The sequence below is a fragment of the Microbulbifer maximicatervae (SeqCode) genome (genome assembly GCF_052467325.1).
Map to the genome: position 1 here is coordinate 872351 of NZ_CP174310.1, position 20118 is coordinate 892468.

Consider the following 20118-nt stretch of genomic DNA (forward strand, 5'->3'; position numbering starts at 1 on the left):
AAGACAGCTCCCTGGAGTTATATGAATTTTCTGGCCGGCCACTGCTGCCGGCGAAAGGGCGCTATTCTACCGCTTGCACACATCGGAAAGACAGTGTTGACAAGGATGCCAGTAGGGCGAAGACTTCGCTTGCCGAAGCTACGGCATAAATGTAGACGAACACGGAGATATTAGAGGTTGTCCTGGTTGGATATTGCCAGTGTCATTGGCTTTTTTATCACATGGGTGGGTTACACCGTTTTTGCGCGAAAAAAAGCCAAAGAAACCTGGTGTCTTACTTCATCGCTTCAGTGGTACCGCGTTGAGTGGATGATGCGTATGCTCGATAGGGATATGCGCATGGCTGATACCGCTATTCTCAGTAACCTGGAGCGGGTCATTGGTTTTTTTGCCTCCACCAGTATTCTTATCCTGGCGGGTTTAGTCACGGCATTGACGGCGAACAAGGCCGCCATCGAAGTGCTCACCAGTTTGCCTTTTGCGGAGCCCACCACCGTTGAGCAGTTTGAGCTCAAGGTGATGTTGTTGATCCTGATTTTTATCTTCGCCTTTTTCAATTTTACCTGGTCACTGCGCCAGTACTCCTTCGCCAATGTACTCATTGGTGCAGCACCGCCGCCGGAAACCGGTGATCTATCTGAGGAAGAGCGACGCCGATTTGCCATCAGTACTGCCAAGGTGATCGACCATGCGGGCCACAGTTACAACTACGGTCTGCGCTCTTATTATTTCTCAATGTCAGTGCTGGGCTGGTTTATCCACCCAATCCTGTTTGTTGCCGGCTATCTGTTTGTTGTCTGTGTTTTATACAGGCGTGAGTTTCTGTCCCGCGCACTGAATTCAATTTTGGCTGCCCGGGAGGGCGGGCTGGAGCGCCAGCAGAGGAAAACATTTGATGAAAGACCGTGAAATCCTGGCGGCTTTTGATGAAGTCGCTGAAATGCGCGGCTGGCAGTCACTGCATACCCCAAAAAACCTGGCCATGGCGCTATCTGTGGAAGTTGCAGAGTTAGGGCGACACTTTCAATGGCGCAGTGATAAAGATATCCAGGATCTAATGGCAGACGACAAGGCCGAGCAAGTTGCCGCTGAACTGGCGGATATTCAGATGTACTTGAGCAAACTGGCCGCTGTACTGGGGGTTGATATGGAAGAGGCGCTACAGCGCAAATTCGTCGAGAACCGCCGCCGATGCAATGAGGCTTTGCAAGGTGAGAGCTCCGATGGGTGACAGCCTGCGTAAAGATCGAAACTTTGACGATCTCGCTCACCGTTTTCGCAACCGTATCTATGGCGGCCTTAAAGGGGACATTCGCCTGGCAGTGCTCAACCGGGATCTGGCGCCGCTATTGGGGAGCGAGCAGCGCACTCTAAAAATCGTTGACGCTGGGGGTGGCCAGGGCCATTTTGCCATGGACCTGGCTGAGGCGGGGCACGAGGTTTTTCTCGCAGATATTTCTGAGCAGATGCTTGAGCTCGCGGATGCGGAAATTCGCCAGCGCCATCTGCAAAAGCAAATGACCTTGCTGCATAAACCCCTGCAAGAATTGCCGCAAGTAGAAGCGTTAAAGGGCGCCGACCTGGTAATTTGCCACGCTGTGCTGGAATGGTTGGAGCAGCCGCAACAGGCGTTGCAGCAGCTGCGCAGCCTGTTAAAGCCTGGTGGGCATCTTTCGCTCACATTCTACAATCGGCGTGCCCTTGAGTTCCGCCTATTACAACGGGGCAGCTTTCGCCAGCTGGACCGCAATATTGAAGGGGATAACTGGGGTGGCCACCCTGGCAGCCTCACTCCACAGAATCCACTTCTGCCGGAATGGGTGGAAGACTGGCTGACCGAAGCGGGCTTTTCCGTGGTTTGTCATAGCGGCATCCGCTGCTTCCACGACTTTATGACGCCGTCAATCCGGGAAAAGTTGCCCGCGTCGGCCATTGTGGAAAAGGAACTTGAATACTCCCAGGTGGACCCCTATCGGCAATTGGCCAGGTATATCCACCTGCTTTGCAAGGTTTAACCAAGAATGCTCAGTAGTAGCTCCTTGGCGGCGTTGATACGCGATGCCAGGTAATCATTGCCGCCACGATCTGGATGGAGTTTTTGGATCAATTTGCGGTGTGCACTAATGATTTCATCTCTGCCTGCATCGGCGTCAACGCCAAGGATTCGGCGCGCTTCGTGTTCCGAGAGTGGCGGGCCCTCGGTGTTGTGTGGCGGCGGATGTTGAGTGGCCCCTGGATTTGGGCGCCTGTTTGAATACTTTTCAAACAGTGGCATCAACCAGGGTAAATAACGGGAGAGCTGACCGAGCAAACGGCCCAACACCGGAAGAATGAGCACGAGCGCCGCTCCTACCCAATGCAGGCGCCCGGTGATAGCCAGCACAACCACTATTGCGGCGACGCCGGCGATACAGGCCATAAAAATCTGCTTGCGCCGCTCCTGCGGTGAGCTAGATTTGATTTTTTGCCAGAGATACCAGGCACCGATGGCGATTAAAATCAGTAAGATTAAGCGCGCCAATGACGACTCCTTATAGTGTTGATCTGCCAATGTTTGTTCTGCGTATCATAGAGTCCTCTTAACTACTTGATTCGCGGATTAATATTACTTGATCTGGGAGGATAAGCGCCTTCGAGCTATCCTGACAAAAGAAAATACCTGCACTTGAGAAAACAGTATGCAATACGACAAATTTCAGATACCCGATGCGGACCAGGTGCTGCCCGGTCGGCCCCAGCCGATGGAGATCAGTGGCACCCACTTTGTAAATGGCAACACCATTAAAGAGCCATTCCCTGAGCACCTGGAGGTCGCCATTTTTGGTATGGGATGCTTCTGGGGCGCAGAGCATGTGTTCTGGGATACGGATGGTGTGTTTGCCACTGCCGTTGGCTACACCGATGGCGCCACTGAAAACCCGAACTACGATGAAGTCTGCACCGGCCGTACCGGGCACGCAGAGGTGGTGAAAGTGATCTTTGATCCCAAAAAGGTGAGCTATGCAGAACTCCTACGGATCTTTTGGGATCACCATGACCCAACCCAGGGTATGCGCCAGGGTAACGATATCGGTTCCCAGTACCGTTCCTGTGTTTTCTGCTTGAACGAAGGTCAGAAACAGGAGGCGGAAGCGAGCAGGGCAGCTGTGCAGGAAGCGCTGGATGCCAAAGATCGTGGATCAATCACTACCGAAATCAGCATGGCTCAACCGTTCTACTATGCCGAGGAATACCACCAGCAGTATATGGCTAAGAATGAAGACGCTGTTTGCCCAATTCTTCGCAACCCAATGCACGACTAAGAATTGATAGATTGCAGAAGCAGGCGGCGCGGTGACTGCTGCCTGTTTTTGTGATGCTGAACACAGTTACTTCCACTTCACTTTTCTGTCTTTTTCCTGCCTTCTCTGAACTTACTTCCCTGTATTTGGCTGTTATTAAATCCTAGGTTGCCAATATAAATGACACACGCCTACCCGCTAGAAATTCTAGTGGGCTCAAGTAATTTAGAACCTTTCTTGGACGAGTGTTTATTCGAAATGCTGCATCGTCAATATGGCTTTTGGGTATCTTGTCAATTTTCATACCTTTCGGGGAGAAGCGTCTCAGTAGACCATTCGTATTTTCGTTCAATCCACGCTCTCAAGAGTGATTATGCCCTTCTCGATAAGGGTTGGCCGACCACTACGAGCACGCTCATGCAGACCTTCAATACCTTCCTGCTCAAAACTGCTTCTCCACCGATCAACGGTCTTCGGTGACGTTCTCTGTGCAGTAGCTACATCTGTAGGAGTCATGCCTTCGTTGAGCTGAAGAATTATCTTCGCTCGCATTACTTGTCCATTTGGAAGGGGTGTTGGTCGGCATCACTCGTTCAGAGTCGATACTGCACTATCAGAAACTTGAAACGATTTAGGTGTCGCATGATAGATACATTACACGGACGGCTCGCCATTAGTTACATTACTTTCCGCATGGGCCACTAGTGTGTCCCAATAGTCATAGGCCTTCCTGAGCGCGCCCTCATAAACAATAAATCCTTTCTGGTTTAGAAGGTAAAATACTGGTGAATACTCAAGATCTAGGGATTTAGAAATCGAACTTTCTGGATCATGTAGCAGTTCAAAAGGAACGCCATTATTGATGAGTTTTTCCTCATTTTCGTAGCGCCATTCTTCTCCTTCTTCTTTTTTAGGAGAATCCAAAATAACGTGCATAGGAGCAATTTTATCGGAAATATATTCAAACATACTTCCATAACAGCCTAGTGCATCATTGTAAGGTCCATTACCTCGATAGAATGGCATCACGCAAACGGGTAAAAGTTGACTGGCATCTAGCCTCGCCAATGACCCAGTAAGAGAGGTGGTACCCCCGCTACCTATATTTTCAAGAATATAGCTGCTCGGAAATTCTTTATTTATCCATTTATACCTCTTGGGAGCTGGATCAAATCCTTTCAGGTAAGTCTCTTGAGAGATTCTCTCAAACTCACCAGCATTGCTTCTATCTGAGGCTAACAGCCAATGTTCAATGCCTTCCTTATCCCCCATAAGTTCACACCACTTAGAGGCATAAAAATAGGCTATGGCATGCTCAAATGTTTCATAGCTTGATAATTGATTGTCGATAAAGTCAGAAATTAGATGGATACCTTCTTCTTCCCTGTTTGTTTCAAAAAGTGATGCACCTTTATAAAGCATCCCAGCATTTTTCCCGAAATTCTTAAATGCTTTTCTAATTATTCGGCTAATACTTGTGTCTGAATATGTGGCCTCGCTTGCTTCAAGCAGTCTCTCCCAATCTCTGCGTTTCCATAGCAAGCGAAATCCCTCCCAGCCAGGGAAGCTGCCAGTCTTTAACTCCTTTAGGATATAATTTGAACTCGGCTCAGTAATAACCCCGAGAGGGACTGGGGATGCTTTGACATTTAATATTGTGTGATCACCGCGTGAATAAAAGCGGTAATTCACAGTTCCTCTACCGTAGGTTAAGTCAATTTCATCTTGAGCTATCAATGGTTCCCCATTGAAGCTGAGGATAAAGTCACCCTTCTTTAATCCAATACTATCTGCAGGGGAATTTCTTGCTACATTGACAATAATACTAGCGTTTGAGTTGTCAATGTCGCCTGTGACTTTTTGGGTTTCTTTTTTGTATTCCCATTTTGTGGGTGAACTAATCAAGGTCTTAAACTCCCTTTTGGTGCAATTTTTTTCAAAAGTGTATATTGTTACTGTTCTGTTAAGTTGGTATAACTGCCCAAAGGCAAAGGTTCATAGTTGCCTGTTATTGTCAAGTTTAACTGATTTCCTAAGGTGCTTTTTCCGAATGCCAAAGGGTTGCATTTCTTAGTGTCGCGTATATTTTATGTTGTTCGCAATAAGAAATGCAGACCCTGGGTTTATGGTTATATCTTCGCTTCTCTTAGGTGTTCGCGGAAACAGTTAGTCAAAAATAGACTTAATGCTATTGATCAATTGTTGTTTTTGTTCTTTGCTCAATGTAGATGATGGAGGCATTGGGCGAACAGGGTTGAATAGCGCTAGTTCGATATTCATGACTCCATCTGTAGACTTAAGCCAGCCGCTAGTGTTGTTTAACAGCTTTTCCGGTGATTTAGCTATATCTTCATGGCATGAGGCGCAGTGTTCAATTAGGGTAGTTTTAAGGTTCGGGTGCTTGTCCAAAATTGTGGCCATAGCTTCAGCTTCAATGTTATCGTCGCCAGTAATAGGCTCTTCACTTATATATGACTCTCCAGCAGCAAGCCTTAAAATAGCTTTATTTTTGTCATCGACGATTAATAATGTTTCATCCATAAGCATAACTAAGCCCACCGGTGCGCCTTCGGGGCGAAGGTTATCTACCTGATTCCAGTTAGTGATAATTTCGATGTGTTGAGCTTGTTGTGACATTCCCCCCTGGGGGGCAAATGGATGGCGTGTCCACTCTGTGCTTGGCGCGATAGGATCACGGTTAAACCATGCTTTGTCGGTTAAAACGGGTAGCCCATTATGATTGATATCATAGGCAACCAACCGATTACCTACCACACGGTACCCATGCCAGCTCATTAAAAGTCTATTATTTAGCGCTGGTATTTTACTGGATTGGCTATATAGCATATCTAGTGGGGCGACATGGGGAGGCAGAAGTGTATAGGGAGGGTGGTAGTTCTTGACATGGCAACCATTTTTGATTTTGCCTTGATCAAACATTTCATTCAGGCAGTAGGGCCAGCCATAAAATCCATCTTCCCTGATTATATTGATTTCCTCATAGGGTTCATCAGCATCCTTCACATCACTGCTATTTTCTGCCTGTAGTATTACCCCGGAAGAGTGGGCCACCAGGGCCATTGAGTTCCTTAACCCATTTGCAATTTGTCTTCCTGTTGCGGAGTAGCTATCGGTAGAATTTTTATAGCTGTATTGCCAGAGTCCGTTCTCGTCTAGCTCATTACACTTACCATCCGTTATATGACGCTCACACTGGTCAGTTCTTGAGCCAAAGTTAATTAACAGTGAGTTGTCAGGTAGTTGAACGAAATTACTTAAAGGATGCAGCGAATCCTTGTGAGGTAAATTTCCAATTATTACCTCATCAGAAACAATTTGGTTGTCTACTAACTCTAGCCGACGAATCTGATTAGTCTCTGCTACTAAAATACGTCCCTTGGAGTCCATCTCAATATCGTGAGGCATATTGAGCCCATGCAACAGAGGGGTAACTGTGACATTTCCTTTTAAATGATCATCAGAGGACTCAAGGAGCCAGAGGATTCCCTTACCCTCGGACCATCCGCCCATATCGGTTATAAGGAGACTGCGCTTGCCCAATTGGATCGCTTTACGGGGCTTCTTAAAACCTGAGAACTGACTGACAATCCCAATACAGGTTCCTTTAATACTACCTACAGCAACTTTAGGGAATCCATCGCAACTGCTATTTAAAGGTAAGTAATTACCCGAAAAACAAATGGAAGGGAATAATATGCTTAAAAATGACAGATACTTCAAGAATATACTACGCGTGTTATTCATATCACATAACGCTTAATGCACTTGCTACACAACCAGAGTTAGTTAAGGTTGTGATGTCAGGTGCCTTTACTTACTAATTTTAGGGTGCATGCACTAACCACCCCCTTTCTTCTGAATGATGTAAAGCTATGCTTTCCTGTATCTCACGATTAATCTCCTTATGATTGAGACCTATAGATATTAGAATCTGGCAAGGCAAACACAGTTATTTCAACTCCCAGCCAGTTCTTCCCATAAGCTGATGCCGACAATAATTGGTACGTAAGTATCAGTTCGGGTTACTCTCCTGAGACCTGTGTAGCCATCTTTTGCCGCTGAAAGCATGATCTATAAATTTTAATGGCATGTTCAAAACGGCTGCATTCTATCATCTGTTAATAGATCTCGGAACTGAGAGGCATGCTGATTTTAGAGGCGTCTGGTAGTTCAATTTGTTGCACAGGCTTGGTAAAAAGAATATTCCATTAGGCTTTTGATAATTGTTCGCAATCTCGAGTGGCGATAAAATATTACAATATCATTGGCAGTATCAAGAGATGCTTGGAGGAAGGCGCAGTGTGGGTTATCCGCTTTATTCCGCTTTATTCCGCTTTATTTCGCTTGGTGAGGGCTGAGATATTTTCTAATGTATGTACCAAAAGTATTCATTGTAATGAGAAGAATAATTTCACATTTGGTGTGATGGCTATAGCTGCGGATTCTTTTATCAAAGTATTTACGTTAGTCGGCTGAGAATTTTTTGAGTGTGGGCTGAATTTAAATTTAGCTATTATATTTGGGTTTTTCTTCTAGCTTTTTAGGGGCGTACTCCCGATCGCTAACCCTCATGCCGGGCTCTGTCTCTTATCTTTTTTGGCCTCGTTACCTTATAGCCATATAGTTTGGGCAAGTACGCTGTATCTACTTAAATGACCTCTTGACAGTTGTGTGTGCTAAGGAGTTCTGATTTTTTCTTTTACTGATGTGCGCACCAATCACTCCAACTCCCTGGATAGAGTAGTGAGTCGTGGCGACCAGCTAAATATTGTGCATAGAAATTAACGCAGGCAGTAACTCCGGAGCCGCAGTAATTGAGAAGTGGTTTACCATCTGCCAAGTTGCCAAACTGTGATTTAAGTTCGGCAATAGATTTCACTTTGCCATTGTTTTTGTCAGTTATGTTTTGCCAGGGCTGGTTGATGGCGGTAGGTATATGTCCGGCAATCGGGTCGATAGGCTCTTCAATTCCTTCAAAGCGCTGACTATCCCGGGCGTCTACTAACTGCCAGGGTGCTTTACCCAGGTTTTGTTTGATGGTCTCGTAATGAACCAAGAGATTTTCTTTTGGTTGTGCGCTGAAGTTTCCTTGCCTGGATCGAGTGGGCTCGCTTTTGTCCAATGCCTCCCCTGCATCGAGCCAGGCTTTTAGACCGCCATTCAGAATGCTGATTTTCTTGTGGCCAAAGAAGAAAAACAGGAACCAGGCACGGGCAGCGAAACCCAGGCGGTTGTCGTCGTAGACGATTACCTGTGTGTCACTATCGACTCCCAGATTGCGAGCGTAGTCCTGGAACTGTGCAGCACTCGGCATTGGGTGGCGGCCGCCGTAGCGTTGCACAGGGGCAGAGAGGTCACGGTGCAGGCAGGCGTAATGGGCATCGGGAATATGGCCAGCCCGATAGTCCCGCTCACCACTATCGTGATCCGCCAGGCTATAGCGGCAGTCCAATATTACAGGTTCGCCGGTCTTTTTGAGCTCTACCAAATCCGCAACTTCAATCAGGGCAGGGTTGTTGTTGCTCTCCATCGGCCTCTCCTCAATCCTTGATACCGCTTTTGTCGTGTAACTTCAGCTGTTGTCTTTGGTTATTGGCCGCTTTCCGGGGCTGGGACTTCTGCTGCCTGGGGTTCGACGGCCTGTTGTTCGGCTTCTTGCTGGGACTCAGACTCTTCTTCGGTGGAAATCTGGTCTGCCAGCTCTGCTTTGCGGCAAGTCATGGTGGTTTCGGTTTGATCTTCGGCGGGGTTGTCGAGAAAGCGCGCTACTGCCCGCTCCGCGCAGTTGCTTGCGGAAATAATATCGTGAGCCAGGTTGGGAAATAGCAGCCATTGGTGATTCGGTAGCTCTTTGCGTGCGATATCGACATCATCTGCAGCCAGTACCGGATCCAGGCCGCCGTGTAACACTATCACTGGAACTGGGGTGGAGATGGCTTCTGACTCAGTGAGTGGAGCAGAGGGGATTGCCCAGATGCGACACTGTAGCTGCAACAAATTTAAATCTGATCGTACGGCCCCGCCGAGAATGCCGGTGTCTGCAGCGTTGGCCCTGGCCTGATCAAAATCGACAAAGGGAGCCTCTTCATAGCAGAAGTGGCTAACGCCGGCTGCATCCCCAAAGTAGGGGTCCAGTACGATCTCCATAAAGTGTGCGATGGCATCCTGGGCCGGCTGTAGCCCTTCATCGCCCTCATTTTCCAGGCCCTCGATCATCTTGGGCAGTTCACTGTAGAAGTTTTCGTTATACAGCGCCTGGAATAAAACTCTCAGCAAGCGCTGTCCAGTAAGCACAAAGGGATAGCTTTGTTTTGAGTAGCGGTGCTTGATCGGAATGGTGCGCGGCTCTTCATCTAAGGTCTGGATCAGGTTTTCCAGCCTGCGGCGCAAATTGGGATAGCGACTGTTACATTTCTCGTCTTCGATGCAATGCTTCAGGCCGCGCTCGTAGGCTGCCAGGGAGTCCTGTGGGAGCTGCTGCGTGTAGACAATATTGGGGAAGACCGCACTGTTAAGCACCAGGGTGCGCACTGACTCTGGGAAGTCGCGGGCCACTGTCAGAGCGTAGCGGGAGGAGTAGGACACCCCATAGAGGTCGAATTTATCGAGCTTGAGGGTTTTTCTCAGCTCTTCTACATCTCTTGCGATCACAGAACTGTTGTACTGGGCCAAGTCGGCACCTTTGCTCAGGCGGCTGTAACAGCGCTCCATACTGAAGGAAAAAACACGGGCCTCTTCTTCCGGAGACAGGTTGCGCCGGAAGGCGGTATCGGCATCTTCGATAAACTCGCTGCAAGTGAGGCGCGGCTGGGCCATACCGGTGCCCCTGGGATCTATAACAAAGAGATCCCGGCCATCTTCTACTGTCATGGCGGCATAGTTAAGCCACAACCAATCGCTGGCGTTCTCGGGCTCTAACCCCATGCTGGCTCCGGGGCCTCCGGCGCCTAGGTGGAGTAGGGGGATTTTCTTGGGATCGGGGTTTGTGGCGCGGAAGCGCACTACCGGAAAGCGGATTTTGCGCTTTTCTGGGTGGGCATAATTCTCCGGCACCTCCATCATGAAACACTGGGTGAAAGGCCAGGTTTCATCGGTTTTGAACCAGCAGGGCTTTGCTACCAGGCGAGCGTATTGTTTTTGCTGGGATTGACCGGTTTGGGCAGAGTTTGTCGAGCGCTCACAGGCTCCAATCACCATGGAAAAGAGAATGATGAGGAGTATGCGCAATCGGGCTTTTTGCACTTAGATTATTCCTGTGACTGCTATTAAGTAGTGGTTTATGGTTCCAGGCCTTTGAACGGTCAGTGCTTGCCGAAGCGTGCCACTGGCGCGGAGATATTCCAGCGCAATGCCGCGAGGCGAATCGCTAAGGTCACAAATACAGCAATAGCCACCACCAGCTCATGGGGTAGCCACCCTACATTGTCCAAGGCAACGAGTATGGCCGTACCGGTAAGGGCAGCGGTGGCATAGATCTCTCGCCGGAGTAAAAGTGGAATGTCACCGGACAGCACATCCCGGATCACCCCGCCAAAAGTACCGGTCATTACGCCGAGCACGATTGCGATGGTCGCGGAATAGCCCAGCTCGAGTACTTTCTGGGTTCCGAGCACCACAAAAACGGCGAGTCCGATGGCATCTGCCACCATCAGAAGGCGCATAGGGACCTTTAGATAGCGTATCAGGTAAAAGCTTACTACACCGGTAATTGAGGCGATCCACAGGTAATAGGTGTGCTCAAGCCAGAATACAGGGACGTTGAGAATAATGTCCCGGGCGGTGCCGCCGCCAATAGAGGTGACGCAGGCGAGTACCACGGCACCAAATAAATCCATCTGTTTGTGGCCGGCGGCGAGTACGCCGCTGAAGGCAAAGACCGCGATACCGATCAATTCAAACCAGTGCAGCAGCTCATCCATATCATCGTTACATCCAGAGATTGGCGGGCAGGGGAGAATAGCACTTCTGTCTACGCAAAGGGAATTGAGCAGCGATCTACTGCTGAGAAGTGTGAGGCGCCGCAATAGATGGGTACCAGGGAGCTATTGAAACAATGACCAAGGGCCCATTAGGCGCAGAAGAGTAATGGAGGCTGCTACCCTTTGGTTACGTCCATTGTTCACTGGCTGTAGAGATGCCGTATAAAAGCATACTGTTGGCTTTGCTGGCAGTCTCAATTTTTGGACTGAATTACCCGATAACCAAGGTGGCGCTGGCCGACTTCCCGCCAATGTTATTGGCTTCGGTTCGCTTCACCCTCGTCGCTGTTCCTCTGGTTTTCTTTTGTCCATTCCCCAAGACCTCGATCCTCAATGTTGTTGCGCTCGGTTTCTTCTTAGAGTTTCTCTCTCTGGGGTTGATGTACTACGCCATGAAGGCCGATATTCAAGCGGGTGTAGCGTCGCTGCTAATGCAGTCGCAGGTGCCATTCACCCTATTGCTATTCGCAATGCTGTTTGGCGATAAGATAAATATGCAGCAGTGCTTGGGTTTGGTAATAGCGGCTGTAGGGTTCTCTGTATTTTTCTACTATGCCGATAAAGGTGGGTCGACAACCATAGTGGGATTTATCCTTATTATGGGGGCGGGGCTGTCTTGGGCGATAGCGAATATCGTATTCCGCAGGATGCCAGGTGTTAATTTGTTACATTTAATGGTTTGGGCTTCACTGGTACCGCCAGTACCTCTTTTGGTTTTGTCGATATTTTATGAAAGCCATACTCCCTGGATTTTCTTTTTTCAAGCGCATACGGCCAGTTGGTTTTCAATTGTTTATCAAGTGTGCATGGTGACATTGGTTGGTTATATTTTATGGGGTGATTTAATTCGTCGCTATTCCTCTGCCTGCGTTTCACCATTTGGGTTGCTGGTTCCTATTGTGGGAATAATCGGCTCATCAATTATCCTCGGTGAATATCTTACATTTGTCGAGTGGGTAGCGACTTTTGTCGTGCTGCTGGGTATTGCTCTTTGTGTAGTGAAATTAAATGATCGAAATCCGGGGCAGGAGATTGTTGATGTGGAGGGAAGTTAGGGGAGGGGTAATAATTTTATTCAGCTTGTTGGGCTCTCTGTTTGGGCTTTCCGCGGTTCCCAAAACTTCCTTTTTATACCTTTATTGAGAGTTTAATAATTGCTGAGGGCTGTCTTTACTTGTTTCGCGGTTCGATGATGCGTAAATGGTCACAGTGAGTTTTGGCCTGCTCTCAAATTATTTTTACTTTAAATCCAAACGTTTTTTTCGGTGCAGTACTTTGCTTGGTGTGGGTAATAATTTAATACTGCTCCACAGTCTATGCGCCGCCTTTTTGCGTGATTATTCCGAACTTTAGTTTAATGGCTTTGTGCTACCAACCTGGGGCCGAGGTAGAAGTAAGCAGATAAGAAGTGATGGGATAAGGGCGATGCCCACGGAAAATACCGTGAGCATCGAACTAGACGTGTTTTACACGAATGCTTGCAGGCCGGTCTGGGCGCGGCCGAGGATCAATGCGTGTACGTCGTGGGTACCTTCGTAGGTATTTACAGCTTCCAGGTTCATCACGTGGCGAATTACGTGGAATTCGTCGGAGATGCCGTTGCCGCCGTGCATATCGCGAGCAATACGGGCGATATCCAGTGCCTTGCCACAGTTGTTGCGCTTCACCAGGGAGATCATGGTGGGGTCGAACTGCTTGTTCTCATCCATGATGCGACCTACGCGCAGGGAGGCTTGCAGGCCCAGGGTAATTTCGGTCTGCATGTCAGCCAGTTTCTTCTGGAACAGCTGGGTTTGAGCCAGAGGGCGGTTGAACTGGGTGCGGTCCAGGCCGTACTGGCGAGCGGCGTGCCAGCAGAACTCGCCGGCACCCATGGCGCCCCAGGAGATACCGTAGCGAGCGCGGTTCAGGCAGCCGAAGGGGCCGCGCAGTCCGCCAATTTCCGGGAATTTGTTTTCTTCCGGAACGAACACATTGTCCATCACGATCTCGCCGGTAATGGAGGCGCGCAGTGAGAACTTGCCTTCGATCTTCGGTGCGGAGAGGCCTTCCATACCCTTGTCCAGCACGAAGCCGCGAATAATATCGTCGTCATCTTTCGCCCAAACAACGAAAACGTCGGCGATTGGGCTGTTGGTGATCCACATCTTGGAACCGCTGATGCGGTAGCCGCCATCGACTTTCTTGGCGCGGGTTTTCATGCCGCCGGGATCGGAACCCGCATCGGGCTCGGTCAGGCCGAAACAGCCAACCCATTCGCCGGATGCCAGCTTAGGCAGGTACTTCTGCTTCTGCTCTTCGCTGCCGTAAGCGTAAATCGGGTGCATAACCAGGCTGGACTGAACGCTCATGGCGGAGCGGTAGCCGGAGTCAACGCGTTCAACTTCGCGCGCCACCAGGCCATAGGAAACGTAGTTGAGACCGGCACAGCCGTAGCCTTCGATGGTGGAACCGAGCAGGCCCAATTCACCCATCTCGTTCATGATTTCACGATCGAAGATTTCGTGGCGGTTACCCTCGAGAACTCTGGGCATCAGTTTGCTTTGGCAGTACTCACGTGCCGTGTCGCGCACCATGCGCTCTTCGTCGGTCAGCTGTTGGTCCAGCAGCAAAATATCGTCCCAATGGGCGAGTGGCTGATGTTTACTCATGGTTTGTCTCTTCTACTTCCGTTATTAATTCCACCGGAGCGTCCAAGGGGGCCGGCTGAAGAAGGCCGAGCACCTTTGTACAGAGGGGAGACTTCTTGGATAAGCTCCGCGTCAAACCCCGATGACTATTCAGTTTAGTGTGCCGCATCATACCGAAGTAGTCGGTTTTCGGCACTCCTGCGGGCAGCAATTTTTTGCCTGATTTTACGTATGCTTTGTAAACAAGAGTAAAACGCATTGCGAGCGATTTTGGGGGGCGGATAATGCACGCAATAAATCTCTATTTTTTACGATTAAACGTTTAATTTCGGTGATATTCCTTGTCCTTTTACCGTATTTTGGCAATTTGTGTTCCGCTGCTTGTCAGCTGTAGTTCGCAGCCAATTGAGACCATTCAACCCGATGAAAATTTAGGGTTACCAGAATCTTTTCGTGCATCGGGTACCGTCGCACCGAGTTTGCGCTGGTGGCGAGATTTGGAAGATCCGCAGTTGGACAATTTGGTACAGCTGGCACTGAAAGATAATCCGGATATTCAGGCTACCTATTGGCGATTGGAGCAGGCCGCAGCCACCGCGCGGGGAGCGAGATCGGGCCTTTGGCCAAGACTGACCGCCAGTATTGAAAATACTGAGCAGCGCTACTCTTCCGGCGAGTTCACCGACCCCTCTGCGGAGGGCAATAGTTGGAGTACCCGAATTGCCGCCAGCTACGAAGTGGACCTTTGGGGGCGGGTTCGTGCCGGTGCCAGTGCAGCAGAGGCGGCTTACCTGGCCCAGGAACAGAATTTACAGACGGCAGCCCTGACCCTGGCGAGCGAGGTGGCAGCTACCTGGTTGGAGTTGCGGGAGCAGTGGGGGCAGCGGGATTTGCTGCAACAACAGCTGGAGATCAATCGTAAAAGCCTGAAGGTTCTGGAACTGCGCTTTGGTCGCGGCGTCTCAGGTGCAGCCGATGTTTTGCAGCAACAGCAGCTGGTCCAGCAGTCACAGCAGGAACTGGATGAGGTGGAAGCGGATGCCGAAACTCTAAAAGTACAGTTAGCGGTGCTCTTGGGTATCAATGTCGAGGAACTTAACAGCATTATTCACGAACAGGCCGGGTTGCCGGTATTACCAGCCCTGCCAGAGACCGGCGTGCCATCGCAATTGCTATTGCGCCGCCCGGATGTCGTTGAGGCGCAGCGAGACCTTTTACAGGGCTATCACTTAGCCGATGAGGCCTGGGCCGATCGACTGCCCGTATTTAGTTTGTCTGCAGTAGCCAGCAATGGCACCAGTTTAATTAGTGACGTGACTGAAAACTGGCTTTTGGCCATCGCAGCCTCTATTGAGGGGGTGATTTTTGATGGTGGCGCCCTGGCATCAGCCCGGGAGCAACAGGACGCCGTTCTGCAGGAGCGCTGGGCGCTCTACCGCAGTGCAGTTAATGAAGCCTTGTCTGAAGTAGAGCAGGCCTTGATTCGAGAGAGCCTGATCGAGCAGAGACTCAACCATCTACGTGAGCGTGAGCGTCTCGCAGACCTTTTGGTTCTGCGCCAAAGCCGCGCCTATGCGCGGGGGACCATCGACTTCCTCAATGTGTTGACCGCGACGAGTGAACAACAGAGTTTGGCGCGACAAATCTTGTCTGCCGAGCGCGAACTGATTGAAAACCGAGTAGTACTTTACCGCGCGCTTTCCGGCGGGATCCCCCAGGCGGATCTTCCAGCCCCCGAGCCAGTGGATTTGGAGTTGTACCTGGAGGGAAATAACTGATGTTGCAGAAACTCAATTGGCGCCTGCTGATCCCCATAATTTTGGTGGTGTTGGCATTCCTGGCCTTCAACTGGATGATGCGGGAAAAACCGTCGGTCAGTCGCGGTGAGCGCAAATCGCCACCGCCGACAGTCGATGTAGCCGTTGCTGAGCAGGGTCGTTTTCCTGTGACCCTGAGCGCGCTGGGTAAAGTGAGTGCCCGTGAGTTAGCGGAGTTGGAGCCCCAAGTACAGGGGCAGGTGCAGTGGCTCGATTATGATCTGGGCCCCGGAGCCGTAATGCCAAAAGGGCAGGTGCTGTTGCGTATTGATCAGGAGCCCTACCAGTTGGCCCTGATGACGGCCCAGAGCACCCTCGCCGAACGCCGTGCTGAATTGCAGCAGGAGCAAGGACAGCAGCAAGTTGCTCAAGAGGAATACGAGCTTCTCGGCACAGCCCTGTCTGGAACGGATAAGGCTCTGGTGTTGCGCGAGCCTCAGAGAGCAGCAGCAGAGGCGGCAGTAAAATCCGCAGAGGCAAATGTGGCCTTGGCTAAACGCGATCTTCGGCTTACCGAGATTCGGGCCCCATTTGATGCCCTGGTAGTTGAGCGTGATGCCGATGTCGGTGATCGCGTCTCTCCGGGCGATACTCTCTACAGCCTTGCTAGTGCCGACCGTTTCCAGATAGCCGTTGAGGTTCCCGCGTCACAACTGCACCTGCTCGGACGCGGTGATGTTGAAGTTCGAATTTACGGCAGCCAGTGGCCGCAGGGCGTCTACCGCCGCGGTGAGTTTGTCCGGGTTATCCCGGTACTGGAAGAGCAGGGTCGTCTCGCCAGTGTGTTGGTAGAGCTGGAAGACCCGCTTTCCGTCCAGGATCCGTCCCAGCCGCAGCTGCTTCTCAACGATCTGGCGAAAGTAGAGATCGTTTCCCAAAGTGAGGATGAGCGCGTGCGTATCCCCCTCACTGCGTTGCAAGACGGCAACAATGTGTGGGTGGTTCGCGAGAACCGCACCACGGTTCTGCCGGTAGAAGTGGCCTATATGAGCGGCGACTTTGCAGTCCTGGAGCAGGGGCTCAGCGGTGGAGAAGCCTTAGTGACGACCCGGTTGGTAACCGTTACTGAGGGTATGCCGGTGCGAATTGCCGGAGACAGTAATCGCCAGCAGCGTCCGCCGATAGATGCGGCTGCCTCTGCAGAACGGCCGCCAAGGCGCGGCCCCGGTGGACCCAATGCTGGGGGCGCAGATGACTGAGCAGAATAGATCCAAAGATAAGGTCGATACCCGCACGGGCGCCATCGCCTGGATGGCGCGCAACCATGTAACCGCCAATTTGTTGATGCTGGTTTTCCTGATCGGTGGTTTGATTTTTTCGACCATCGTTAAAAAGGAAGTTTTCCCGGAGTTCAGCCTGGACACTGTGAGCGTGTCCATTTCCTATCCCGGTGCCAGCCCTGAGGAAGTCGAGCGCGGTGTACTGGTGGCCGCAGAGCAGGCGGTACAGGGCTTGGTAGGGATCAAGGAGATGACCGCGAGGGCCAATGAGGGTAGTGCCTCTTTGACACTGGAGCTGGAAGGCGATGCTGATGCTGCCTTGGTGTACCAGAATATTCAGCAGGCTATCGATTCCGTTACCACTTTCCCCACAGATATTGAGCAGCCCCAGGTCAGTCTGGCTGAGCGCAAACGGGATGTGCTGGACCTCGTATTGCACGGCGATCTTACCGAGCAAAACCTGCGCGCGTTGGCGATGCAGGTTTACGATAAGCTCGAAGCGCACAGCGGTATTACCCAGCTGGAAGCACAGGGTATGCGGGACTTACAAGTGGCGATCGAGATTCGCCGCGATGACCTGCGTCGCTATGGGCTTACCCTGCTGGAAGTGGCAAGCATCGTAGAAAATGCAGCGGTAGATATTCCCAGCGGCAGTGTTAAGTCTGATGCGGGGGAAATATTGGTCCGGGTGACCGAGCGCCGCGATTGGGCTCGAGAGTTTGGCGATATTGTTATTGCCCAAGGCATTGGTGGCGGTGCCGTTTATTTAAAGGATGTTGCCAATATCAGCGACGCGCTTGAGGAAGAAGCGCGCAATATGGTGTTTAACGGCGAGCCAGCTATCAGCATTAAGATCTACCGGGTGGGCGACCAGACACCAATGAGTGTCAGTGAGGCTGCCCATGAAGTCGTTGATGAGGTCAGGGCAAGCCTGCCCCCGGGGGTGACCCTGACAGTTCGAGATGACGACTCGGAAATTTTCAAAGCGCGTCTGACCCTGCTGCTGAAGAACGGTTTTATTGGGCTCTTATTAGTATTTGTTGTGCTCGGAGCCTTTCTGGAATTGCGGTTGGCTTTTTGGGTAACACTGGGCATTCCTACCAGCTTCCTGGGGGCATTGCTATTCCTGCCTGGGCTGGATATTTCCATCAGTATGGTAAGTATGTTTGCCTTTATTATCGCCCTTGGAATAGTGGTGGATGATGCAATTATTGCCGGTGAGAATATCCACGAGTGGCGACAAAAAGGCTACAGCAATCTGGAGGCTGCCGTTGCCGGTGCCCGGCAGGTATCGGTGCCGCTCACATTTGCGATTCTGACTAATATTGTCGCCTTCCTTCCATTGATGGCCTTACCCGGCTTTATGGGCAAGATCTTTGGTGTGATTCCCTTTGTGGTGGGCTCGGTATTTATTATTTCCTGGGTGGAAGCCCTGTTTATTTTGCCCGGTCACTTGGCCCACTCTCGTCGCGGCTATAAAAGTCGCCGGGCGCGCCGCTTTGCCGCGCGGCAGAAAATGCTGGCGCGGGGATTGGATCGTTTTGTACAGCAGCGATTTAGGCCCTTCCTGGATATATGTATCAAGCACCGCTACACCACTATTGCCGTGGCGGTAGCGGCGCTGTTGGTGGTTGGCGGTTATGCGGCTAGCGGTCGTATGGGCTTCACCTTGATGCCCAGGGTGGAGCGTGACTCCGGTCGCTTTGCCGTTACTTTTCCCACCGGAACGGCTCAATCCCAGCTGGAAAAAGCGCGCTCGCAGATTATTACTGCTGCCGATAAGGTGCTCGAGCAATACGATAAAGAAAAGGTCTTCCTGGGGATTCGCGGTTTGATGGGCGATGATGCGATTATGGTGGACGCTTTCTTTGTTCCCGCAGATGAGCGTCCTTTTTCCACCGGTGAGTTTATTCGCGCCTGGCGCCAGGAAGTGGGACCCATTGCCGGTGCCCTTAGCGCGACAACAGCTTCTGACCGTGGCGGTCCCGGCGCTGGCTCCTCGTTAACCGTGGAGCTTCGCCATACTGACACGGATACCTTGGAGCAAGCTGCGATACGTTTAGGGGATGAGTTGGAGAAATTCCCCAATGTCAGTGATATCGATCCCGGTATTTCCCTCGGTAAGACCCAGTTGGACCTTACGCTGACTGAAACGGCCAAAAGTTTGGGCATGTCTGCGGAGGATATTGGTCGCCAGTTGCGGGCAGCGTTGTACGGGGCTGAGGCCCTGCGCCAACAGCGCGGCCGGGATCAGGTGAAGGTCATGGTGCGTTTGCCAGAGGATGAGCGAGCCAATATCAATGATGTGAATAGCATTATGATCCGGGCCAGCAATGGACTTTGGATGCCCCTGCCAGATCTGGTAAAAATTGATAAAGGGCGCGCCTATGCCACGATTAATCGCCGAGCAGGCCGCAGGGTTACAACAATTACCGCCAATGTGGAGCCCAGTGACCAAGCGACGCTTGTGATTAATGAGCTGAATGAAAGTGTGGTCCCCCAATTGAAAGCTGAATTCCCCGGCTTAAGTGTTTCGTATGAGGGACGCCAAGCGGAGGAGCGAGAGGGATTGGCAAGCCTGGCGATGACCTTTGCCCTTGCAATGGCGGTGCTGTACTTGTTATTGGCAATTCCCTTAAAGAGTTACGTACAGCCGTTGATCGTAATGGTGGCGATACCCTTTGGTGTGATCGGTGCGTTACTTGGTCACTTAGGTATGGGGTATGGACTCAGTATGGTGAGTCTGCTGGGGATGGTAGCACTGGCCGGAGTTGTGATTAACGATACCCTGGTAATGATTGAGTACAGCAATCGCCTTCGAAATGATGGTGCCGATTTGGAAAGTGCTATCAAGGGAGCTGCAGCGCGGCGTTTCCGCCCAATTGTGTTGACCACTGTAACAACTTTCTGCGGCTTGATGCCGATGATCTTTGAAAGCTCGGTGCAAGCGCGTTTTATGATTCCAATGGCGATCTCGCTGGGCTATGGAATACTCGCTGCCACGGCGATTTCATTGTTATTAGTACCCTGTCTCTATTTAATGATGGGTAGAGATATTCCACAGTTATTCGTATGGCTGAAAAACAACTTTATCCGCCTTAGAGGTGAAGGTGTAGTTGTACATAAATAGATTTAAATGCAGTCGGCATTTTGTGCCGACTGCATCTCTT

General features: G+C 50.7%; 16 protein-coding genes and 1 pseudogene. 8 read left to right on the forward strand and 9 right to left on the reverse strand.

Translation table 11 applies throughout. The features are described 5' to 3' along the window. The first annotated feature begins 177 nt into the window (after window positions 1-177). Genes ACJJIE_RS04295 through ACJJIE_RS04305 form a run of 3 tightly spaced genes read left to right on the forward strand, consistent with a single transcriptional unit; the run spans window position 178 to window position 2015 of the window. Window positions 178-909: a DUF599 domain-containing protein gene (locus tag ACJJIE_RS04295; RefSeq protein WP_444893668.1), complete on the forward strand. Its 732-nt coding sequence runs from the start codon at window positions 178-180 to the stop codon at window positions 907-909. Continuing rightward, window positions 896-1231, forward strand: coding sequence for a nucleotide pyrophosphohydrolase (locus ACJJIE_RS04300; RefSeq protein ID WP_444893669.1), 336 nt, complete (start codon window positions 896-898; stop codon window positions 1229-1231). Before ACJJIE_RS04295 ends, ACJJIE_RS04300 begins: the two co-directional genes overlap by 14 nt. Then, complete coding sequence (locus ACJJIE_RS04305; RefSeq protein WP_444893670.1) at window positions 1224-2015, forward strand: methyltransferase; 792 nt, start codon at window positions 1224-1226, stop codon at window positions 2013-2015. The genes ACJJIE_RS04300 and ACJJIE_RS04305 overlap by 8 nt, the downstream gene beginning before the upstream one ends. Here ACJJIE_RS04305 and ACJJIE_RS04310 read toward each other — a convergent pair. Next, window positions 2012-2521, reverse strand: coding sequence for a DnaJ domain-containing protein (locus ACJJIE_RS04310; protein WP_444893671.1), 510 nt, complete (start codon window positions 2519-2521; stop codon window positions 2012-2014). The two genes, ACJJIE_RS04305 and ACJJIE_RS04310, sit on opposite strands and share 4 nt — an antisense overlap. A gap of 157 nt (window positions 2522-2678) precedes the next feature. Here ACJJIE_RS04310 and msrA point away from each other — a divergent pair, with 157 nt between their 5' ends. After that, a complete protein-coding gene (gene msrA / locus ACJJIE_RS04315; RefSeq protein WP_282932528.1) occupies window positions 2679-3302 on the forward strand; it encodes a peptide-methionine (S)-S-oxide reductase MsrA in 624 nt (207 codons plus the stop codon). A 142-nt stretch (window positions 3303-3444) separates the two neighbouring features. Here the strand turns inward: msrA and ACJJIE_RS04320 are convergent. The 7 genes and pseudogenes from ACJJIE_RS04320 to ACJJIE_RS04350 all read right to left on the reverse strand — a co-directional run. Further along, window positions 3445-3642: pseudogene (locus ACJJIE_RS04320) on the reverse strand (IS30-like element ISVsa7 family transposase); the annotation flags it as partial. After that, window positions 3630-3833 (reverse strand): helix-turn-helix domain-containing protein, encoded by a 204-nt coding sequence (locus tag ACJJIE_RS04325; protein WP_444893672.1) that lies wholly within the window; start codon window positions 3831-3833, stop codon window positions 3630-3632. The gene ACJJIE_RS04325 and the pseudogene ACJJIE_RS04320, both read right to left, overlap by 13 nt. Window positions 3834-3935: 102 nt before the next feature. Continuing rightward, window positions 3936-5186: a PDZ domain-containing protein gene (locus ACJJIE_RS04330; RefSeq protein ID WP_444893673.1), complete on the reverse strand. Its 1251-nt coding sequence runs from the start codon at window positions 5184-5186 to the stop codon at window positions 3936-3938. Between the two features lie 261 nt (window positions 5187-5447). Then, window positions 5448-6707 (reverse strand): PQQ-dependent sugar dehydrogenase, encoded by a 1260-nt coding sequence (locus ACJJIE_RS04335; RefSeq protein WP_444893674.1) that lies wholly within the window; start codon window positions 6705-6707, stop codon window positions 5448-5450. Window positions 6708-8001: 1294 nt separating this feature from the next. Continuing rightward, window positions 8002-8832: a sulfurtransferase gene (locus ACJJIE_RS04340; RefSeq protein WP_444893675.1), complete on the reverse strand. Its 831-nt coding sequence runs from the start codon at window positions 8830-8832 to the stop codon at window positions 8002-8004. Window positions 8833-8891: 59 nt separating this feature from the next. After that, on the reverse strand, window positions 8892-10544 hold the full coding sequence (locus tag ACJJIE_RS04345) for an alpha/beta fold hydrolase (protein WP_444893676.1): 1653 nt from the start codon (window positions 10542-10544) through the stop codon (window positions 8892-8894). Window positions 10545-10603: 59 nt separating this feature from the next. Next, window positions 10604-11326, reverse strand: coding sequence for a trimeric intracellular cation channel family protein (locus ACJJIE_RS04350; protein ID WP_444893677.1), 723 nt, complete (start codon window positions 11324-11326; stop codon window positions 10604-10606). Window positions 11327-11436: 110 nt separating this feature from the next. Between ACJJIE_RS04350 and ACJJIE_RS04355 the strand changes: the two genes are divergently transcribed. After that, window positions 11437-12336: an EamA family transporter gene (locus ACJJIE_RS04355; RefSeq protein WP_444893678.1), complete on the forward strand. Its 900-nt coding sequence runs from the start codon at window positions 11437-11439 to the stop codon at window positions 12334-12336. A gap of 411 nt (window positions 12337-12747) precedes the next feature. On the opposite strand, the gene ACJJIE_RS04360 is transcribed toward ACJJIE_RS04355, so the two are convergent. Further along, window positions 12748-13932 carry an acyl-CoA dehydrogenase gene (locus ACJJIE_RS04360; protein ID WP_282932536.1) on the reverse strand — a complete coding sequence of 395 codons (1185 nt, stop codon included), beginning with the start codon at window positions 13930-13932 and terminating at the stop codon, window positions 12748-12750. Between the two features lie 320 nt (window positions 13933-14252). Here ACJJIE_RS04360 and ACJJIE_RS04365 point away from each other — a divergent pair, with 320 nt between their 5' ends. From ACJJIE_RS04365 to ACJJIE_RS04375, 3 genes are read left to right on the forward strand one after another with little or no spacing between them, the layout of a single operon-like run. Then, a complete protein-coding gene (locus tag ACJJIE_RS04365) occupies window positions 14253-15689 on the forward strand; it encodes an efflux transporter outer membrane subunit (protein WP_444893679.1) in 1437 nt (478 codons plus the stop codon). After that, complete coding sequence (locus ACJJIE_RS04370; RefSeq protein WP_444893680.1) at window positions 15689-16927, forward strand: efflux RND transporter periplasmic adaptor subunit; 1239 nt, start codon at window positions 15689-15691, stop codon at window positions 16925-16927. Before ACJJIE_RS04365 ends, ACJJIE_RS04370 begins: the two co-directional genes overlap by 1 nt. Further along, window positions 16920-20078 carry an efflux RND transporter permease subunit gene (locus tag ACJJIE_RS04375; protein ID WP_444893681.1) on the forward strand — a complete coding sequence of 1053 codons (3159 nt, stop codon included), beginning with the start codon at window positions 16920-16922 and terminating at the stop codon, window positions 20076-20078. Before ACJJIE_RS04370 ends, ACJJIE_RS04375 begins: the two co-directional genes overlap by 8 nt. The last annotated feature ends 40 nt before the right edge of the window (window positions 20079-20118 follow it).

Excerpts from the sequence above, each read along its gene's own strand:
- ACJJIE_RS04300 (WP_444893669.1), top strand. The coding sequence starts at position 896 with ATGAAAGACCGTGAAATCCTGGCGGCTTTTGATGAAGTCGCTGAAATG.
- ACJJIE_RS04305 (WP_444893670.1), top strand. The coding sequence starts at position 1,224 with ATGGGTGACAGCCTGCGTAAAGATCGAAACTTTGACGATCTCGCTCAC.
- msrA (WP_282932528.1), top strand. The coding sequence starts at position 2,679 with ATGCAATACGACAAATTTCAGATACCCGATGCGGACCAGGTGCTGCCC.
- ACJJIE_RS04325 (WP_444893672.1), bottom strand. The coding sequence starts at position 3,833 with ATGCGAGCGAAGATAATTCTTCAGCTCAACGAAGGCATGACTCCTACA.
- ACJJIE_RS04335 (WP_444893674.1), bottom strand. The coding sequence starts at position 6,707 with ATGCCTCACGATATTGAGATGGACTCCAAGGGACGTATTTTAGTAGCA.
- ACJJIE_RS04340 (WP_444893675.1), bottom strand. The coding sequence starts at position 8,832 with ATGGAGAGCAACAACAACCCTGCCCTGATTGAAGTTGCGGATTTGGTA.
- ACJJIE_RS04355 (WP_444893678.1), top strand. The coding sequence starts at position 11,437 with ATGCCGTATAAAAGCATACTGTTGGCTTTGCTGGCAGTCTCAATTTTT.
- ACJJIE_RS04360 (WP_282932536.1), bottom strand. The coding sequence starts at position 13,932 with ATGAGTAAACATCAGCCACTCGCCCATTGGGACGATATTTTGCTGCTG.
- ACJJIE_RS04370 (WP_444893680.1), top strand. The coding sequence starts at position 15,689 with ATGTTGCAGAAACTCAATTGGCGCCTGCTGATCCCCATAATTTTGGTG.
- ACJJIE_RS04375 (WP_444893681.1), top strand. The coding sequence starts at position 16,920 with ATGACTGAGCAGAATAGATCCAAAGATAAGGTCGATACCCGCACGGGC.